Below are 17,299 nucleotides of genomic sequence, written 5' to 3' on the forward strand. Positions count from 1 at the left end.
CGATTCTGGATTGCTTCGCTAGGCTCGCAATGACGGCGTATGAGGCGGGCGCTCGCTCTCCAGGTATCACTGTCATTCCCCGCGAAGGCGGGGGGTCCAGTACGCCGCGGCCGCTCGGTTGAATCACTGCCGTCTCGGCGTACTGGATCGCCCGGTCCAGCCGGGCGACAACACCGAGTGTGTGGTTGCGGGCATACCTTCGCATTCTCGCGGCGCGTTGCGCCCGAGCTTTGCTTGATCACTCCACCCTCTCACAGCCAAGAGGGCGAAGGCCGGGTGCCAGGTCGCACCCGCGGTCTCTGCTGCGCGACACGCACGCGCAGAAAAACCGCACAGCAGCATACAGGTGTCGCCGATCACTCGGCCTTCCCTGCGCGATGGTCGGACGGCTTATGCCGTGCTCTCCCGGGAGCCGAACTTTCCTTCTGGCCTCCCTCACCCCGCGAATTGGATGATGCAGTCTGCCCGGTTGGGCTCGCTCGCATCTCCGCGAAAGGCTTGACCGTAGCAACGACGGCCAGGACCACACGGTTTTGCCGTACGCACGGTTCGCCATCTCGCCGCAGTTTTCCCAGCCCTGTCGACAAAGCCGGAAATTTGCAGGCGAGACGAACCTGACAGCGCCGCTCGTCCGCACGCGGGTTTCGGGCTCACAGGGACTACCCGCCCTGCCCGCCCGCCCCCTCTCGTGCCGACGCTGCCGCGTCCACCGCAGACCCGGCTCGCGATCAAGACGACCTCGAGATCGCCCCTCTTGGATGAGCCGGAATGAGCGACACATTGACAGCGGGCGACACAGCCACGGTGGCGTAGCCCGGATGGAGCGCCAGCGCATCCAGGACAGTGCGAGATGCCGGGCGAGCGGCCCGGATGACGCTTTCGCTCCATCCGGGCTACTGGCCGCACCAGCTTGGCAAACCTAGAACACCCCGGCGACAGTCAACCGGAACGTCAGCGGCTCCACGGGGTGCAGCACGTAGTCCATCACACCGTTCTGACAGACTGCCGTTGGCGCGGTGCCCGACGTGCAGAGATTGTAGAGCGTGTCGGTCTTGAGCAGCGACCCATAGGCATAGGTGATTTGGTTCGCCTTGGTGTTAAAGAGGTTGAGCACGTCGAGTTGAAGGCGCCAGCCATTGTCGATGCGATAGCCAACGCGGCCGTTGAAGATGCTGATCGCGGAAGAGCGGAACGCGTTGTCCTCCGTCAACGGGCTCGACGCCAGATAGCGCCAGCGCAAGGTTCCGAACCAGCCGGTCGTCTCGCCAAGCGTGGCGCCGACCGATGTCACCATCGCCGGCGCGTTCGGAATGTAGTTGCCGGGCGCGTTGCCGACCTGTGCCTCGGGATAGCCGGCGAGCGAGCCGTAGACCTCGGCCTGCTCGCTGTCATAGCCGCGGAAGCGCGCATGGGTCACTGCGAGATCGGCGTCGATGTCGATCCAGGACCTCGGCCGGTAGTGGTTGGTCCATTCAAAGCCGTAGCGGCGGCTGGCACGGGTAGCCGACGTGTCGCCAGCATCGCCGGCGAACAGGATCTCGGAATCCTGATCCAGCATGAAGACGCTGAGCGAGGTGTCGAGGCCGGGAACGATCCTGCTGCGAACGCCGACCTCCGCGCCCCTGGTGCGCACCAGCAGCGGCGATGGCCTCAGCCGGGTCGCGGGATCGCCGGGGTCCTCTGTCGTGGTCGCGCCGCGGGCGTCGTTGGAATGCATGCCGTAGCCGGCGCCGAGGAAGAACTCGGTCTGGTTGAATGGACCAAGCACCAACCTGAATCTCGGGCTGCCGAGCGCGGCGTCAGCGCGGCCGGAATTGTTGGCATTGAACCGCGACATGACGTCAGCTGCATAATAATCGCCGCGCCATCCCACCGTCGTCCTGAACCAGTCCGTCCAGCGCACCGTGTTTTCGGCATAGACAGCGACGCTGCCCTCGCCAGCCTTGTCGCTGCGGATGTTGGAAAGAAAGCCGCGCCGGAATGTGTTGGTGAGCGCGAGGTCGATGGCATCATAGCGCGACTGCAGGCCGAAGGTGGTCTGCACCGGCAAGCCGGCCAACGAACCGTTCAGCGTGCGCGAGATGTTGGCGCCGGCCATCAGGCGATCGTCGTGCTGGTGGAACTGGTCGCCGAGCACGGGATCGCTGAGGTAATAGGTAAAATTGTTGAAGAGGTCGAGCTGGCTCTTCACGACATAGGCGTTGGCTTTCCAAGAGCCAAGATCGTCACTCTGCGCGATGCGGCCCGAGAGCGCAAAGCGCTTGGTGTTGCCGCCGTCGCTTGGATCTTCCGAGCCGAACCGGCTGAGAAGGCCGTCAGTGATCGCTCGCTGCGGCACCTGGTCGGTTGAATTCCATTTGTTCGAATAGGCCATGCCGGTGACGGACACGCCGTCGGTTGCGGTGCCCTGGCTGTAGCGCACCAGGCCATTGAGCTTTCGCACATTGTCAGGATTGTCCCACGGTCCGTTGTAGGTGCCGATCTCGCCGGCCACCAGCAACGCGCCGTCACCGAGCTTCGCGGAATCCATGCCGAGCAGGCGGCGATAGCCGAAGCTGCCCGCGCTCACTTGCGCTATTCCCCTGGTGCGGTCGATCAGGCCGATATGGATGCTGCCGACCGAGGCGAAATCGCCTTCGTCAGCGAAGTACGGGCCCTTGCGCACATCCACCGCGGCGATGGCTTCGGGGATCAGCCAGTTGAGATCCGCGTAGCCCTGGCCGTGCGCATGGGTGCGCATGTTGACGGGGACGCCGTCGACGGTGATGGCAAGGTTGGTGCCATGGTCGAGATTATAGCCGCGCAAGAAATACTGATTGGCTTTACCCTCGCCGGAATGCTGCGTCACGATCAGACCCGGCACGGCTTCGAGCGCTTCGCCCGGCCGGGTGAATGGGCGTACATTGAGGTTGTCGCCGGAGATGGTGATCTCGCTGGCCATGCCGGGCTGGCCCTTTGCACCGGAGGCGGCGCTGCGCACATCCGGGCCTTGCGCCGCCGCTGGGTACACTGGGATGCGGTGGCTCGCCGGCGGCGGCCTGCCGGAACGGCGCGATGCGACGGGCTTCTTGCGCACCACTGTCTCGCCGCCACCGACCTGGATCGGCGGCAGCTCGCGTGAGGTGGCGCTGCTCTGGGCCAACGCGCGGCCCTCGTCCGCGACCAGCAGCAGGGCCGACAGTGCCGTCAGCGCGCCGCCGCCACGCCGGGTCTCATGCCGCTTCGGTCGCATCGGCGCATTCCAGCGCTTTCGTCGCGGCCCGGGTCCGTCGGCCATCGAAGATGCGACGGTAGAGCACGGCCGAGACGAGCCACGCGATTGCGAACAGCGCGATCACGGCGAAGCCTACATCGGTGAGCGACTCGTTGAGACCGTCGACCAGCGTCCACACGCCCCCGGACAGGGCGAGCCGGTCAGCAGCCAACCCGAGCGCCTCGATGCCGCCGATCAACAGCGCGACTGCCACGGAGGCGCCGGTGATTGTGAGATTGTACCAGAGCTTTCGCAGGGGATCGACGAACGCCCATCGATAGGCGCTGACCATCAACGCGGAATCGGCGGTATCGACGAGGGCCATGCCGGAGGCGAACAGCGACGGGAAAACCAGGATATCTGCAAGCGACGCGCCGCGCGCGGCTTCGGTCGCGGAGATGCTGAGCAGGCCGATTTCGGTCGCCGTGTCGAAGCCGAGTCCAAACAGGAAGCCGAGCGGGTACATGTGCCATGGTTTTGTGACCAGGCGGAAAAACGGACCAAACAGTCGCGCGAAGACGCCGCGCTTGGCGAGCAGCGTCTCGAGGCCCGCGGCGTCGTGAATACCCTGCGCCCGCGCAGCGCGGAACGTCCGCCACAGGCCGGCGAAGATGACGAGGTTGATGCCCGCGATCACGAGCAGGAACAGTGCCGACACCGATGTGCCGATGAAGCCGCCGATCTCCTTGAGCAGGCTGTCGCCGCCAAGGCTCACCACGCCGAGCGCAAGCAATATGGTCGCGACGATGACGACGGTGGAATGGCCGAGCGCAAAATAGAGACCGACGCTGTGCGGCGCGCCGCCCGTCTGCATCAACTTGCGCACGACGTTGTCGATGGCGGCGATGTGGTCGGCATCAACGGCGTGGCGCAGACCGAACACCCAGGCCAGCAGCGCCGTCGCAAGCACCGTCGGCCGGTCGCCGAACAGCGCGAAGGCCCAGGTCCATGCCGCGATGTTGGCGGCGATGAGCCCCCCGAACAGCACCAGCGTTCCGGATTCGATCGCCCCTAACGTCCGCCTCACCGCTTGCTCCATCCACCCGATCCCGCAGTATGATGTTTATCAAGAACCCTCATACCGGCCAAGAGCCGCACCATTTTCGACCGTGCTGCCGAAGGTGCCGCGATATGAGAGTCACCTCATTGATTCAATGAAAGATTTCTGATCGGGCGCCAGAACGAGATGCTTACCTGGCCGGCAGCGACCGCGAATTACATGTCCCCGGTCATCGACAGCAGATATGTGCGTAGTCGCCGTAGCGCCTCGCAATATCCCGGTGACCGCCGAGCGCGCAACCGAGCCGTAGTCTGCGGTCAAGCGGGTCAAAATTCACCGTTGTTGCCTTCGTTGATCGGGATCCACGAATGTTGAAGGAGTCCACGATACCGCCCGTTAGGGTGAGAACTTCGCACGGACGGATCGAGGATAAGGGCATCCGCACCCGCCCCGCCTGCCGATCCCCCCTGGAAAATCTGCGGGACGAGCGGCTGCGGATTAAGAATTTAGTAACGCTACGAATGTCGTTGAACGCATTAATGCAAATCGCACGCCGCCGGTGTCTAGCCCGTAACGACCCTGCTATAAAGCTCAGCTACGGCTCGATCGATTTTCGCCAACTGTCGGTTTCCCTGATTGCGCATGAACAAGCTTAGCAACACCTTCGACATCGTCATCGAGCAGGCGTTCGACTTTCTGTCACCGGAATACGCCGAGCTGTTTGATCGCTCGGCCGCCACCGCGTTCCAGCATCCGATCTGGCTGCACTGCGTCTACGCCAGGCTCGCTCCGGAATCGGGGGCAACACCTCTGGTGGTCGTGGTCCGCCACCGCGCGACGCGAGCCCTTGCGATGGTGCTGCCCCTGCTCCGTATCCGGCGCGGTCCGATCCGAACCGTCGAGTTTGCCGACCTGCGCGTCTCCGACTATCTGGCGCCGGTCTGTAGCCCGGAATTGTTTTCGCAACTGCTCGACGACGCGGCAGCGTGCGCGGAGATTCGGCGCCTCGTTCATCCGTTCGATCTGCTCCGAATGACCAAGCTGCCCGACGGGCGGCTTCCGATCGAAAATCTCCTGGCTGCATCCCGCCGCGTAGCGATGGACACCAATGCCTACGCGACGGTTCTGGTCGCGCCGTTCGAGCAATGGCGGGCCAGTGCGATCGATCGCTCCTATCAGAAGGAGCTCGCAAAGAAATCTCGTCAGCTCCAGAAGAAAGGCGCGCTGAGCTTCTCATGCTGCAACGACAGCGCCTCCGTGCTCGAGGCGCTGGAGGTGATGAAGAAGTTTCGCGGCCCGCGCTTTCAGGCGCAAGGCGACGGAGATCTGTTGCAGCGACCCGAATATCTCGGCTTCTATTCCGACGTCGCCCTTCGTGGGCTCGGCGCCTTTGTGCGCCTCTACGCCATGAAAATGGACGGCGAAGTCATCGCCGCCGTGCTCGGGCTGTCCCATCGGGACAGCTTCCTCATCATCATGAGCGCCTTCGACATTGCCGGGTACAAGAGCCAGTCCCTCGGCGCGCTGATGTTCGAGCAAGTGGCACGGGATTGTATCGAGCGCGGAGATCAGATGCTCGATTTCACCATTGGTGACGAGCCATACAAGAAATTGTTCGGCGGGCAGCCTTCGCCGATGTGGGCGGTTACGAAAACCGGCAGCACTGTAGGCACTGTCGCCCTGTTCGCGCTGAATCAGGCACCCTGGCTCAAACTGGCGGCCAAGCGGCTATCGGATTTGAGGCTGCTGCCCGCCCGCACCCCGACGCCCACGCGTTGACGACGGCAGGCGAAGGGACGCGGAGCTCAGGCGCGCAACGCGCCGCGAACACGGCCAAGCCAGCCCGGATGCATTTGATCGACACGATGTGCCAGGCTGCGCCGCAGGAAGTGTAACCGCCGCCGGACATCCCAGCCGATATCGTTACGGGACGTCAGGGCCTGACGGAAGCGCGCCATCTTCAGGGACTGCTGGTCCGCAGCGATCTTGTCGCGATCGGAATAGAACTGCGCAATCTTCTCCTGGTCCATGCCGGGGCTGGTGAGCCATCGCGGCACATATTCGGTGCACAGACGATCGACGTCCACCAGCAGGCGCGCGACGCCAGTGCCGGCGGCGGGGCAATTGGTCTGGAATGCATCCCCGATGAGCACGACGCCTGGCTGGAGATGCCCCTCGACCACGGTCAGGTCCATCACCCAGTTCTGGACCCGGTCGGTGACGCGGAAGTCGCCGAGATAGGGCCGCAATCCCGGCAGCAGACGCAAGACTGTCGCTTCCGGTTCGCGGCGCAGCTCGCGCATGATCGGGTCGGTCGGGTCGCGGAACATGAAGAGATTGGCCCGCATGCCGGCGCGGACGGGAAACAGGCTGAGATAGTCGATGCCGTCCGCCGTACGCTCGCCATAGCAGGTCAGCGCCTCGAAATCGAATGGCGCGCCATCCTGACGGGCAATCGTGAATCCGAACGAAACCGAATGCCGCTCGGCCAGCACGCGCCGCCTGATACCGAGCTTGTAACCGAGCACGCCCGCCATGCCCGTGGCCAGAACGACAAGGCGGGCGGTCACGCGGCGCCCGGAGGCCAGTTCGATATGCTGGAGGTCGTCACTGCAGCTGATCGCGGTGACCTCGTCGGCGATCAGGCTGGATGGATCGGGCAATTGGCTGCGCGCCATCGCGACGAGATCGGCATAGGGAAATCCGTAGGCCTGTCCGATGCTGACATCGACCACCTTGCCTTCGCGGATGTTGAGCACCTGATCATACCGACACGCGACATTCTCGAGCGCGTCGAGAAAGCCCAGCTTGCGGAGCATCGCCAGCTGGTGGCCACCGATCTTTTCGACTCGGAATTCGTCCGGATAGACCGCCCGCTTGTCGATCAGCGCGATGCGATGCCCTGCGCGCGCCAGCACGGCCGCAGCCAGCGATCCCGCAAGGCCGCCGCCGACGATCGCGATGTCCGCAGCGGTTCTCGAGGTGCCAGCTGCGGCGATCGGCTCTGTCACAGTTCTGTCCGCCGTCATGATCCAGGCTCCCACGGTCAACCAAGGTCGTACGTGCAATTCTCCGGCCTGATGTCGCATCGCAGGGCCAAACGCGATCATTTCTCGATATCGAGGTTAATGGGGCGGAGAGCCGGTCGTCCTGATGATGGCCGGCACGCCTCTTGCTCGGGATGTCGGTAAATTCCCGGTTGCGGCAGCGTGGCGGCCGACCGCAGCGAGCCAACCCCGATGAAACGGCTGATCTCGTCTTTCCCGGCCGTTGATGCGGCGCCATGCCGTCAGTCGGCCAAAGCTTGAGCTTGTTCGATTTGAGACAATGAGGACGACGATGTTCCACAGTGAACCAACCGGGATGACCGCGAAGTCGTCGCCGCCCGCGACATCCCGCATGCTGCCCATTAACACTCGCGTTTTTTCGGCATGCTAGATTGTCGCCAGTCTCTGAACATGTCTCTTCAGGGGAGAGCAGCTCCTTAAACATCCATGATCGGATCCATCCTCCAGTTCCTGCGGCGTGACGTCACGCGCGGTGTTGTCGGGACCATCCTCCTCAAGGTTGGTAGCGGCGCGCTTGCGTTTGCGTTGTTCTCGCTGGCGGCACGAACCATGTCGCCCGATGGCTTCGGCATCTTTGCGACCTGGCTTTCGGTTGCCCAGATCGCCGCCGTCGTGGGGCTGGTCGGCCAGGAATCGTTGCTGGTGCGATTCCTGAACGAGTACCAGGTCGGTGACAGGCCGGACCTCACCAAAGGTGTCCTCCTCTCGAGCTTCAAGATTGCCTCGGTCGCGATGCTGATTGTGATCGCCGGGATCGCCACCGTCGCGAACATGAGAGGCGACTGGTGGCTGATCATCGTTGCGGTGTCGGCCTACACGGCGGTGAATGCCGGGGTGATGCTCGGCAGCCAGGTGGCGCGCTCGCTGGTCAGCATTCTCATGGGCGAAGGAAATCGCGAGTTCTTCTGGCGGGTCATCGTCGTCCTGTTTCTGCTCGCCATGCTGCTCGGCCATCGGCAACTCGATCCCGCCGAGTTGATCGCAGTTATGACGATCGCCATGTCGGTCGGTCTGGCCGCGCAGATCATTTCGATCGCCCGCGTGCTGCCGGATCTGCGCGGCACGGCGGCGCGCTCCGAAACCTCGCGCTGGCGGTCGAGCGCCCTGCACTTCTGGCTCGCATCCATCCTCGAAGCCGCAAACCAGTATTTCGACGTCATTCTGGTCTACTGGATGATGGATCCGGCGACCGCCGGAATCTACTTTGCCGCCTCGCGCCTGGCCAACATGTTCGCCATGGTGTCCGCGGCGTTGTACACGTTCGGCGCCCGCCGGCTTCCCTCGCTGTATTTCAGCAAGAACCATCGGGAGTTCGAACGAACCTTGCGGCTGATGGCGGAAGTGACCGCGCTTTGCGTGGCCGCCGGGCTCGCCACGATCTGGATCGGCGGCCCCTATCTTCTCAACCTGTTCGGGCCCCACTTCACCGAGCAGCATTCGGTCTTGATCGTGCTTGCGATCGGAACGGCCATCCAGGCCGCAGGCGGCCCGGCGGCTGCGATCCTGCAGCTGACCGGCCATGAACGGATCTATGTTCCCGTGGTTGCCACCAACGTCGCACTGCGGCTCCTTGGATTTCTCATCCTCATTCCCTGGCTCGGCGTGCTTGGCGCGGCGGTTTCGGCCACGGTGTCGCTGGCGCTCGCGACCATTGCCCTGAACGTCCTCTGCCGCAGGCGGACAGGGGTGGATCCCTCAATTCTCGTGCTTTTGCGCTTCACCGCCATGAAACGCGGCAATTATGCGGTCCGCGGCGCCGATTCCGGTGACTAGACGTCAATCGCGGGTCGTTCGGCGCTGCGCACCATGCGGGAACCAGCGAAATGAGTGCGCGAACGAATTCCACAGCGAGCCTCGCATTAACTCCGTTTGGCGCTAGTCGGTGTCCGCGCGATGTCCGCATGGTAGGTACGCAGTTAAGAAGGTGAAGATTTCGTTTCTCTAAGCGGGTCGGGTCGGGTGCTCCACTATCAGCCGGACAAGGAATTGGGCGAGACGACTGTGACAGCACTCGCACGGTCAAACGGCAGCGGACGAAAGCTGCACGTGCTTCTCGCGCAAACCCAGGCCGAGAACGCCGGTGCGCAGGAGATCTCCAGGCTGCTCGGCGCGGGCCTGACCGCTCGCGGCTATCGGGTCACCAATCTGTTCTTCTTCCGTAAATCGAAATGTTTCGATGAGCCGCCCGATACGCTCTACTGCGCCGCGAGCCGGCCGGGCAATCCGGCGGCGCTGCTGCGGATGCTGTGGACGCTCGGCCGTCATATCAGCACGATCAAGCCCGACGCCGTCCTGACATTCCAGCATTTCGGCAACATCATTGGCGGCGGCGTGACGCGCCTCGTCAGCCGCGCACCTGTCGTCGCCAACCAGGTTTCATCCGCATTGGCGATGAGTTGGCCGGTCCGCACCGCCGACATCGTCATGGGCAGCCTCGGCTTCTTCGACCGCATCACGCTCAATTCGCATGATATGGAGCGTGAATATTCGCGCTACCCTGCGGCCTACCGGTCACGCATGGTCCATGTCCCGCATGGCTTCGACGACAAGGCCCTCACCTTGTCGAAGGAGACGGCACGACAAAAATTCAATCTGCCGCCGGATCGTGTCCTGCTCGGCTGCGCAGCAAGGCTGCATCCGCACAAGCGGCTCGACGCGGCGATACGTCTGCTGCCGGATCAACCATCCTGGCATCTTGCGCTCGCCGGCCAGGGTGCCGACGAGGCCCGGCTGAGGCTGCTGGCGAATGAATTGAAGGTGTCGGACAGGCTGCATCTGCTCGGGGAAATCCCTCCCAGCCGAATGGCGGATTTTCTCGCCTGTCTGGACGTGTTTGTATTCCCGACACAGGCTGAAACCTTCGGTCTGGCCGCAGTCGAAGCTGCAAACGCCGGTGTTCCCTCCGTCGTGACTGATCTGCCCGTCTTGCGCGAGGTGTTGTCCTACGAAGGACGGCCGACTGCGCTTTTCGTCGACGCCTCCGATCATACGAAGCTCGCGGCAGCCGTCTCCAGGCTTCTGACGGACCAGCATTTGAGCAATGAACTGCGACAAAACGCCAAAGGCCTGCGGTTGCGCTATTCGGTAGATGCCATGGTGGAGGAATACGTTCGAATTCTCAGCCAGGTCACTTGACCTGATACGTTGGAATAGATTGGCTCGACATGATCATCGAGTTTCGCTGTGAACGTGAGCACGCGCGGCGCTGGATGAGCCGCGAAACGCTATCGATAGACGGCCGCGACGTGCCGGTTCAAATCGCGTGGGCGGCCACGGCCGAGCCCCGCCCCGCAGGTCTCGACGCGCTGTTCGAGCTCGAACGCATGGTGTTGCACAAGGGCAAGCACAGCGGCGCCAACCGGTTGAACATCGCTCCGGAACGGACGCAGGTTCGTAACCAGGCGGCCGACGTGATCGTCGACTTCACCGGCGGCGCGCGCGATCCGAACAGCTCCGCACCGCTGTATCTCCGTCCGCTGTTCAATGGAGTTGCTGGCGAAAACGCCGCTCTCGCCGCCATTCTCGCCGGCGACCTGCCGGTGATCGACCTCGTCAACGAGGTCGACGGTTCAGTCCTCGATCGCGGCCATCCATCCGGAGAGATTGCCGCCGGCCTCAGCGGCGGACTTGAAACCGTTATGGCGCGAACCCTGACCATGGTGGCGGCGATCCTGTCGGGACGACAGCGCATCGTGCCGCAACTGGCGCGGCCGGCTGGGGATGGCCCGCGCCGTGGCCCCGTTGGCTACGTCGCGCGCGGCCTTGCCGTCTCGATCGCCAAGGAGATCTATCGCCTCTGCTGCTATGCTCCCCATTGGCATGTCGGATGGCGCTTCAATAAGGGCGCGGGCGTCTGGCAAACCGGCGATCTGTCCGGACCGGACTGGAACATTCTTCCTGATCCCGGACATCGCTTTTACGCCGATCCCTTTCCGATCACGTGGCAGGGGCGAACATTCGTCTTCTTCGAGGACCTCGACCACCGTGTCGGGAAAGGCATCATCTCGGCGATCGAGTTCAATGACAGTGGACCGGTCGGCGAGGTCGTGCCGGTGCTGGAGAAGCCCTGGCACCTCTCCTATCCGTTTCTGATCGAAGACGATGGCGCGTTGTGGATGATCCCGGAAAGCTCGACCCACGGCGACGTCGCCCTCTACAAATGCATCCGGTTCCCGGACAAATGGGAGCGACACGCGACGCTTCTCTCTGGCCTCGAGCTGGCCGACGTCACCATCACACAGCACAACGGCCTGCATTATCTGTTCGGAGCCTGGCGCGACGGAACCGGTGGCTATTCGGATTCGCTGGCGATCTATTATGCCGACCGCCTGCTGGGCCCCTGGTTGCCCCATTCCAGCAATCCGGTCCTGATTGACCGCGCAAGCACGCGGCCGGCCGGGAATTTCGTCACGCTGAATGACAAATTGTGGCGCCCGATCCAGAACTGCACGGACGGTTACGGCGCGGCCCTCGCGCTGGCGGAAGTGGTCGAACTGTCGCCGACCGCCTTCAAGCAGATCGTGCGCCATTCTGTGAGGCCCGGACCGCTATGGCCCGGCAGGAAGCTCCATACCCTGAACCGCTACGGCCAGCTCGAAGTGATCGACGGATCGCGCGTCCAACCCAAGATCCGCGCCTTGGGGAGCAAATTTCCGTCGGCGATGCCGTCCGCTCGAACCAGCCCCCATACCGCCTGCTAGCCCGGCTGGTGCACCCTCCCGAGACCGTCGCCGCGCTGGACACTGCCAGCGCAGCGACAATGACACCGTCCATCATCTTGATGTGGCAGGTGCGGCGCTTACTGGGAGCGATCCGAGGTCCAGCCCTTGTACTGGGCGACGTTGTCCCTGGTCACGAGCTTGGATGGCAGCAGCTCGACGGTCGAGGCCGGCTTCTGGCCATTGAGAATGCCGACACCGACCTGCACGGCCCGCCGCGCCATGAAGAACGGGTCCTGCGAAGCCGAGGCCTGGATCTGCGGCGATTGCGGATCTTTCAGCGCGGCTTCGATATCGGGCGCGCCGTCGACCGCCGTGATGACGATGCCGCTGCGGTTCTGCTGGCGCGCCGCAAGGTCGGTGCCGATCGCCTGCGGATCGTTGATGGCGAAGATGGCGTCGATCTTGGGGAAGCGGGTCAGATAGCCCTGCGCAATAGTGAGGCCACCTTCCCGCGAGCCTTTGCCGTCCTGGTCGTTGGACAACACCTTGATGCCGGGGTTCTTCGAAAACACGTTCTTGCAGCCGACGACACGATCGATCACGGCGGAGACTTGCGGCCCGTTCTCGATGATAACGTCGCCCTTGCCGCCCAGTTTGTCGACGATGTACTGGCAGGAGATCTCGCCGGCCTGGACGTTGTTCGTGGTCACGGTGGCATCGGCGCCTTCGGCCGCGGTATCGACCGCAACGACGAAGATGCCCGCGCCTTGCGCCTTCTTGATTGCCGGCCCGATCGCCTTGGGGTCGCCGGGATTGAGCAGGATCAGGTCGACACCGGCAGCGATGAAATTGTCGATCTGGGTCACCTGCTTGCCGAGATCGTATTCGAAGCCGACCGTCGTGATCTTCACATTGGGATTGGCCTTCTTCGCCTCGAACTCGGCGCCCTTCGACAGTGCGACGAAGAACGGGTTGCCCATCGACCCCAGCGAGACGCCGATCGACTTGAGCTCCTTGGCGAAGGACGGCGCGGTGCTTGAGGCTAGCGCCATCGCGGCGCCGGCGAGCATGAACATCTTCAACATGGACTTCCTCCCTGGTCTGTCTTCGTCCCCGGCACGGCAGACCAGTTGCCGCAGCGGAACTTCGCATTTTCAAGTTCCGGCAGAACCTTCACGTTCTGGCGGAGCCTTGCAGCCGGTAGCGATCGAGCGCGACGGCACCGATGATCACCAGGCCCTTGATCACGTATTGCCAGATGTCGGAGACACCGACGAGGATCAGCCCGTTCGACAGCACGGCGATGATCAGGGCGCCGACGAGCGTGCCCCAGATCGAGCCGATGCCGCCGACGAAGGAGGTCCCGCCCAGGATCACGGCGGTGATCGCGTCGAGCTCATAGGACTGCCCGAGCTGCAGGCCGTTGGCCGCATAGAGCCGCGCCGCCTGCATCGCGCCGCCGAGCCCGGCGAAAAGCCCGGAGATGCCGTAGACGAAGATCAGCACGGCCCAGACCTTGATGCCGGCGAGCCGCGCCGCGCTCTCATTGCCGCCGACCGCATAGATGTGCACGCCGAGCACGGTCCGGCGCAGCACCAGCCACGAGACCAGGATGACGAGCAAGGCGATCACTGACAGCCACGGGATCGACGCGACGCCGGGAATGAACGTCAGCGAGCCATTGCCGATGAAGGCATAAGGCATCGACGGATTGAAGACGGTGGTGTCGGCCCCGAGCAGCCGCGCGAGGCCCCGCACGGCGGTGAGAGAGCCGAGCGTGACGATGAAAGGCGGCAACCGGAGCAGCGCAATCAGCGCGCCGTTGACGATACCGAAGCCAAGGCCGGTGAGCAGCGCTGCCGGCAGCCACAGCATGCCAAGCTCCGGCAGCTTGGAGAGCGTCAGCCCGGCCATCGCGGAGGCCGCCAGGATCGAGCCGACCGAGAGGTCGATGCCGCCAGTGAGGATGACGAAGGTCATGCCTGCGGCGAGCACGGTGTTCACCGCCGCCTGCTGCAGCACGATTCCGAGATTTTGTCCGGTGAAGAAGCGTCCCTCGGACAGGAAATGGAAGCCGATGCAGAGAATCAGCAGCACCGGCAGCATCCCGAGCGCGCTGATCAGCATCCTGACCCGCTGGCGCTTTGTCTCGGCGGCAGCGCCATTGGTCGTCGTGCTCGGAGCGGGCTGGGCCTGCGAAGCACCATTGTCAGGCATCGAGATGCTCCATCCCCGTGGCAAGCGCCATGATGTCTTCTTGTGTCAGCGGCGAATTGGGGCCGCGTGTCATCTCGCCGGCGATGCGGCCGGCACGCATGACGACAACGCGGTCGCAGATGCCGATGATCTCAGGCAGATCGGACGAGATGACGAGGATGGCGGTGCCGGCCTTGGCCAGATTGTCGATGATCGAATAGATCTCCGACTTGGCGCCGACATCGACGCCACGCGTCGGCTCGTCGAGGATCAGCACCTTTGGTGCGATCGCGAGAAGCCGCGACAGCAGCAGCTTCTGCTGATTGCCGCCGGACAGGCCACCCGCGGGTACGCCGACATTGGCGGCGCGGATGCTGAGCCCGGCGAAGGCTCGGTCGGCGCGCTCGTGCGCCTTGTCGCGATCCAGGAACCAGCCGAGCTTCGCATCGCGCCCGAGCACCGTGAGGTTGATGTTATCAAGACATGACATGTCCAGGAACAAGCCGAGCGCCTTGCGGTCCTCGGTCAGATAGGCGATCCCGGCCTCGAGCGCGTCGCCCGGCGTGCGGATCTCGAGTTTCCGTCCCTCCAGCTCGAGCCGGCCGGAGATTTTGGGCGAGGCGCCGATGATGAGATGCGCAAGCTCGGTGCGGCCGGCGCCGATCAGACCGGCGAGACCAACCACCTCGCCCGCATGCACGGTGAGCGAGCAGCCCCTGACGCGGTGGCCATCGGCCATGTCGATCGCTGCGAGCACGGGATGTCCCCGCCCCGCCTTGGGATCGTGGTCCTTCTTGTAGAACGACGAGACGTCGCGCCCGACCATCAGCCGCACGATCGTGTCGGCGCGGATCTCCGGCTTGTCGAGCGAGCCGACCAGCCGGCCGTCGCGCAGCACGGTGACGCGGTCGCCGAGCGCATAGACCTCGTCCATACGATGCGAGATGTAGATGATGGCAAGCCCCTCGGCGCGAAGCTGGCGGATCAGCGCGAACAGCCGCGCGCTCTCGCCCGCCGACAACGCGGCGGTCGGCTCGTCCATGATCAGGATTTTTGACCGCGCATGCAGGGCACGCGCGATTTCGACCAGTTGGCGCTGGCCCATCGAGAGATGCGCCACCAGCGTCGATGGCAGGAAGTCCGCGCCCAGCCGTTTCAGGATGGGGCCGACGCCCTCGCGCATGACACCGCGCGCCAGCATTCCTGAACGCGAGATCTCGCGTCCCAGATAAATATTCTCGGCAACGCTGAGATTGGGGGCGAGCGACAGCTCCTGATAGATGATGGAGATGCCTGCGTTGCGGCCGCCGAGTGGACCTTCGATCCGCACCAAGCTTCCGTCGATGCGGATCTCGCCGCCCGGATCAGGCCTGTAGGCGCCGGACAGGATCTTCATCAGCGTCGACTTGCCGGCGCCGTTCTCGCCCATCAAGGCATGGACTTCGCCGTCATAGACGGTGAGATCGACAGCGCGCAGTGCCTTGATGCCGAAGAAGGATTTGGAGACCCCGCGCATCTCGAGGATCGGATTGTTCATCGTGCCTCCCGGCGCACAATGCGTTTCCCACCCGCGTCTCGATCTTTCTGTCAGCGCGGTTCACGCATTAAACAAAAGGCCGCAGGCCAGAGCAATACCGAACACAGGAGAATGCAACATCGAGACGATGTTAGTGGCGCGGCCGATACAGTTCGCGCCAGGCGGGAAGCCGCTCGGCATAGGCACCGGTCAGCCCGGTGTCAGGTTCGAATGTCTCGATGCGCTGCGGAGTTGTGCAGACGACATCGATTGCCTCACCGGTGACAGCAAGCCGCCCCAATCTCGCCGCACCGAACGCCGCGCCGGTCTCACCTCCGGCAAAGCGATGGATCGGCACATCCAGCACATTCGCCAGCACCGAGAGCCAAAACCGGGACCGCGACCCGCCGCCAATGACATCGGCTTCCGCGATCGCAATGCCGGCACAAGCGAGCGCATCGCGGCAATCGGCCAGCGCGAAAGCAACGCCTTCGAGCACCGCCCGCACGATCGTGTCGCGATCGGTGCCATGGCTCAAACCATCGAGCATGCCGCGCACGGCGGGATCGTCGTGCGGTGTCCGCTCCCCCGCGAGATAAGGCAGGAAGCTCACCGGCGACGGCGCTTGTGGGCGCGGCCCGAGCGGCGCCAGCAACTCGGCTTCGGTGACGCCGAACAGGCGCGCGGCCCAGGCGAGGCAGGAGGCGGCCGAGAGGATCGCGCCAGCCTGAATCCACATGCCGGGAATGGCGTGGCAGAATGTATGCACCGCCCGGTCCGGGTTGGCGGCAATTGTGCCGCTCGGCGCCAGCAAGGCACCCGAAGTTCCCAGAGATATGAAGGCGGCTCCGGGCCGGATCGCGCCGATGCCGACGGCACCTGCCGGATTGTCGCCGGCGCCGCCCGCAATGACCGGCTGCCCGGTCATGCCCCAGCGGCGCGCCAGCTCGCTCCGCAGTGTCGTTGCGGGCGCGCATCCCTCGACCAGACGCGGCATCTGATCGCGCGACAGGCCAGTCGCGGCGAGTGCTGCGTCCGACCAGTCCCGGCGGGCGGCGTCGAGCCACAGCGAACCCGATGCATCCGAGACGTCCTCGATGGCCTCGCCTGATAGCACCAGACGCAGATAGGCTTTCGGCAACAGCACGAGCTTCGTCGCTGCAAAGATGTCAGGCTCATGCGTCGCGATCCAGAGCAGTTTTGGCGCGGTGAAGCCAGGCATCGCCTTGTTGCCCGTCGTGGCCCTCAATGCGGGCCAGCGCTGCTCCAGGACACGGCACTCGGCGGCGGCGCGGCCATCATTCCAGAGGATGCAGGGCCGCAACGGTCTCAAGTTGGCGTCGAGCAACGTGGCGCCGTGCATCTGTCCGGAGAGTCCGATGCCTTTGACAGCCGCCAGCTCGCCGGCACGCGTTGCTTTCAGGGCATCCAGCGTGGCGAACGTGGCATCGATCCACTGCGCGGGATCCTGCTCGGAATAGCCGGCTTGCGGCGAGGCGGTCGCGAGCGGCCGGCTTTCGCTTGCAATCACGCGCTGGGCATCGTCGACGAGAACGGTCTTGACTGCGGAGGTCCCGAGATCGATGCCGAGATACATGGCTGCTT

General features: G+C 64.1%; 11 protein-coding genes. 4 read left to right on the top strand and 7 right to left on the bottom strand.

Going from position 1 to position 17,299, the window contains the following annotated elements; genetic code table 11:
• Positions 1–919: 919 nt before the first annotated feature.
• Complete coding sequence (locus IVB28_RS19630; protein WP_247528267.1) at positions 920–3,232, bottom strand: TonB-dependent receptor; 2,313 nt, start codon at positions 3,230–3,232, stop codon at positions 920–922.
• Positions 3,213–4,292, bottom strand: coding sequence for a HoxN/HupN/NixA family nickel/cobalt transporter (locus tag IVB28_RS19635; RefSeq protein WP_247528268.1), 1,080 nt, complete (start codon positions 4,290–4,292; stop codon positions 3,213–3,215). The genes IVB28_RS19630 and IVB28_RS19635 overlap by 20 nt, the downstream gene beginning before the upstream one ends.
• A gap of 603 nt (positions 4,293–4,895) precedes the next feature.
• Between IVB28_RS19635 and IVB28_RS19640 the strand changes: the two genes are divergently transcribed.
• Entirely contained in the window at positions 4,896–6,032 is a 1,137-nt protein-coding gene (locus tag IVB28_RS19640) for a GNAT family N-acetyltransferase (RefSeq protein ID WP_247528269.1), read from the top strand.
• A 26-nt stretch (positions 6,033–6,058) separates the two neighbouring features.
• Here IVB28_RS19640 and IVB28_RS19645 read toward each other — a convergent pair whose 3' ends face one another.
• A complete protein-coding gene (locus tag IVB28_RS19645) occupies positions 6,059–7,282 on the bottom strand; it encodes an NAD(P)/FAD-dependent oxidoreductase (protein WP_247528270.1) in 1,224 nt (407 codons plus the stop codon).
• A 465-nt stretch (positions 7,283–7,747) separates the two neighbouring features.
• Between IVB28_RS19645 and IVB28_RS19650 the strand changes: the two genes are divergently transcribed.
• The 3 genes from IVB28_RS19650 to IVB28_RS19660 all read left to right on the top strand — a co-directional run bounded on the left by IVB28_RS19650 (position 7,748) and on the right by IVB28_RS19660 (position 12,021).
• Positions 7,748–9,094, top strand: a complete 1,347-nt coding sequence (locus tag IVB28_RS19650; protein ID WP_247528271.1) for a polysaccharide biosynthesis C-terminal domain-containing protein — start codon at positions 7,748–7,750, stop codon at positions 9,092–9,094.
• Positions 9,095–9,280: 186 nt separating this feature from the next.
• Positions 9,281–10,456 carry a glycosyltransferase family 4 protein gene (locus tag IVB28_RS19655; RefSeq protein ID WP_247528272.1) on the top strand — a complete coding sequence of 392 codons (1,176 nt, stop codon included), beginning with the start codon at positions 9,281–9,283 and terminating at the stop codon, positions 10,454–10,456.
• 29 nt (positions 10,457–10,485) lie between these two features.
• Positions 10,486–12,021, top strand: a complete 1,536-nt coding sequence (locus IVB28_RS19660) for a hypothetical protein (RefSeq protein WP_247528273.1) — start codon at positions 10,486–10,488, stop codon at positions 12,019–12,021.
• Positions 12,022–12,119: 98 nt separating this feature from the next.
• Here the strand turns inward: IVB28_RS19660 and IVB28_RS19665 are convergent, their stop codons facing one another.
• The 4 genes from IVB28_RS19665 to xylB form a co-directional block, all read right to left on the bottom strand.
• A complete protein-coding gene (locus IVB28_RS19665) occupies positions 12,120–13,067 on the bottom strand; it encodes an ABC transporter substrate-binding protein (protein ID WP_247528274.1) in 948 nt (315 codons plus the stop codon).
• An 88-nt stretch (positions 13,068–13,155) separates the two neighbouring features.
• Positions 13,156–14,199: a ribose ABC transporter permease gene (locus tag IVB28_RS19670; RefSeq protein ID WP_247528275.1), complete on the bottom strand. Its 1,044-nt coding sequence runs from the start codon at positions 14,197–14,199 to the stop codon at positions 13,156–13,158.
• Positions 14,192–15,715 carry a sugar ABC transporter ATP-binding protein gene (locus tag IVB28_RS19675; RefSeq protein ID WP_247528276.1) on the bottom strand — a complete coding sequence of 508 codons (1,524 nt, stop codon included), beginning with the start codon at positions 15,713–15,715 and terminating at the stop codon, positions 14,192–14,194. The genes IVB28_RS19670 and IVB28_RS19675 overlap by 8 nt, the downstream gene beginning before the upstream one ends.
• A 130-nt stretch (positions 15,716–15,845) precedes the next feature.
• On the bottom strand, positions 15,846–17,291 hold the full coding sequence (xylB, locus tag IVB28_RS19680; RefSeq protein ID WP_247528277.1) for a xylulokinase: 1,446 nt from the start codon (positions 17,289–17,291) through the stop codon (positions 15,846–15,848).
• Positions 17,292–17,299: the final 8 nt, after the last annotated feature.

The sequence above is a fragment of the Bradyrhizobium sp. 199 genome (assembly GCF_023073355.1).
In the GTDB taxonomy this organism is placed as follows: domain Bacteria; phylum Pseudomonadota; class Alphaproteobacteria; order Rhizobiales; family Xanthobacteraceae; genus Bradyrhizobium.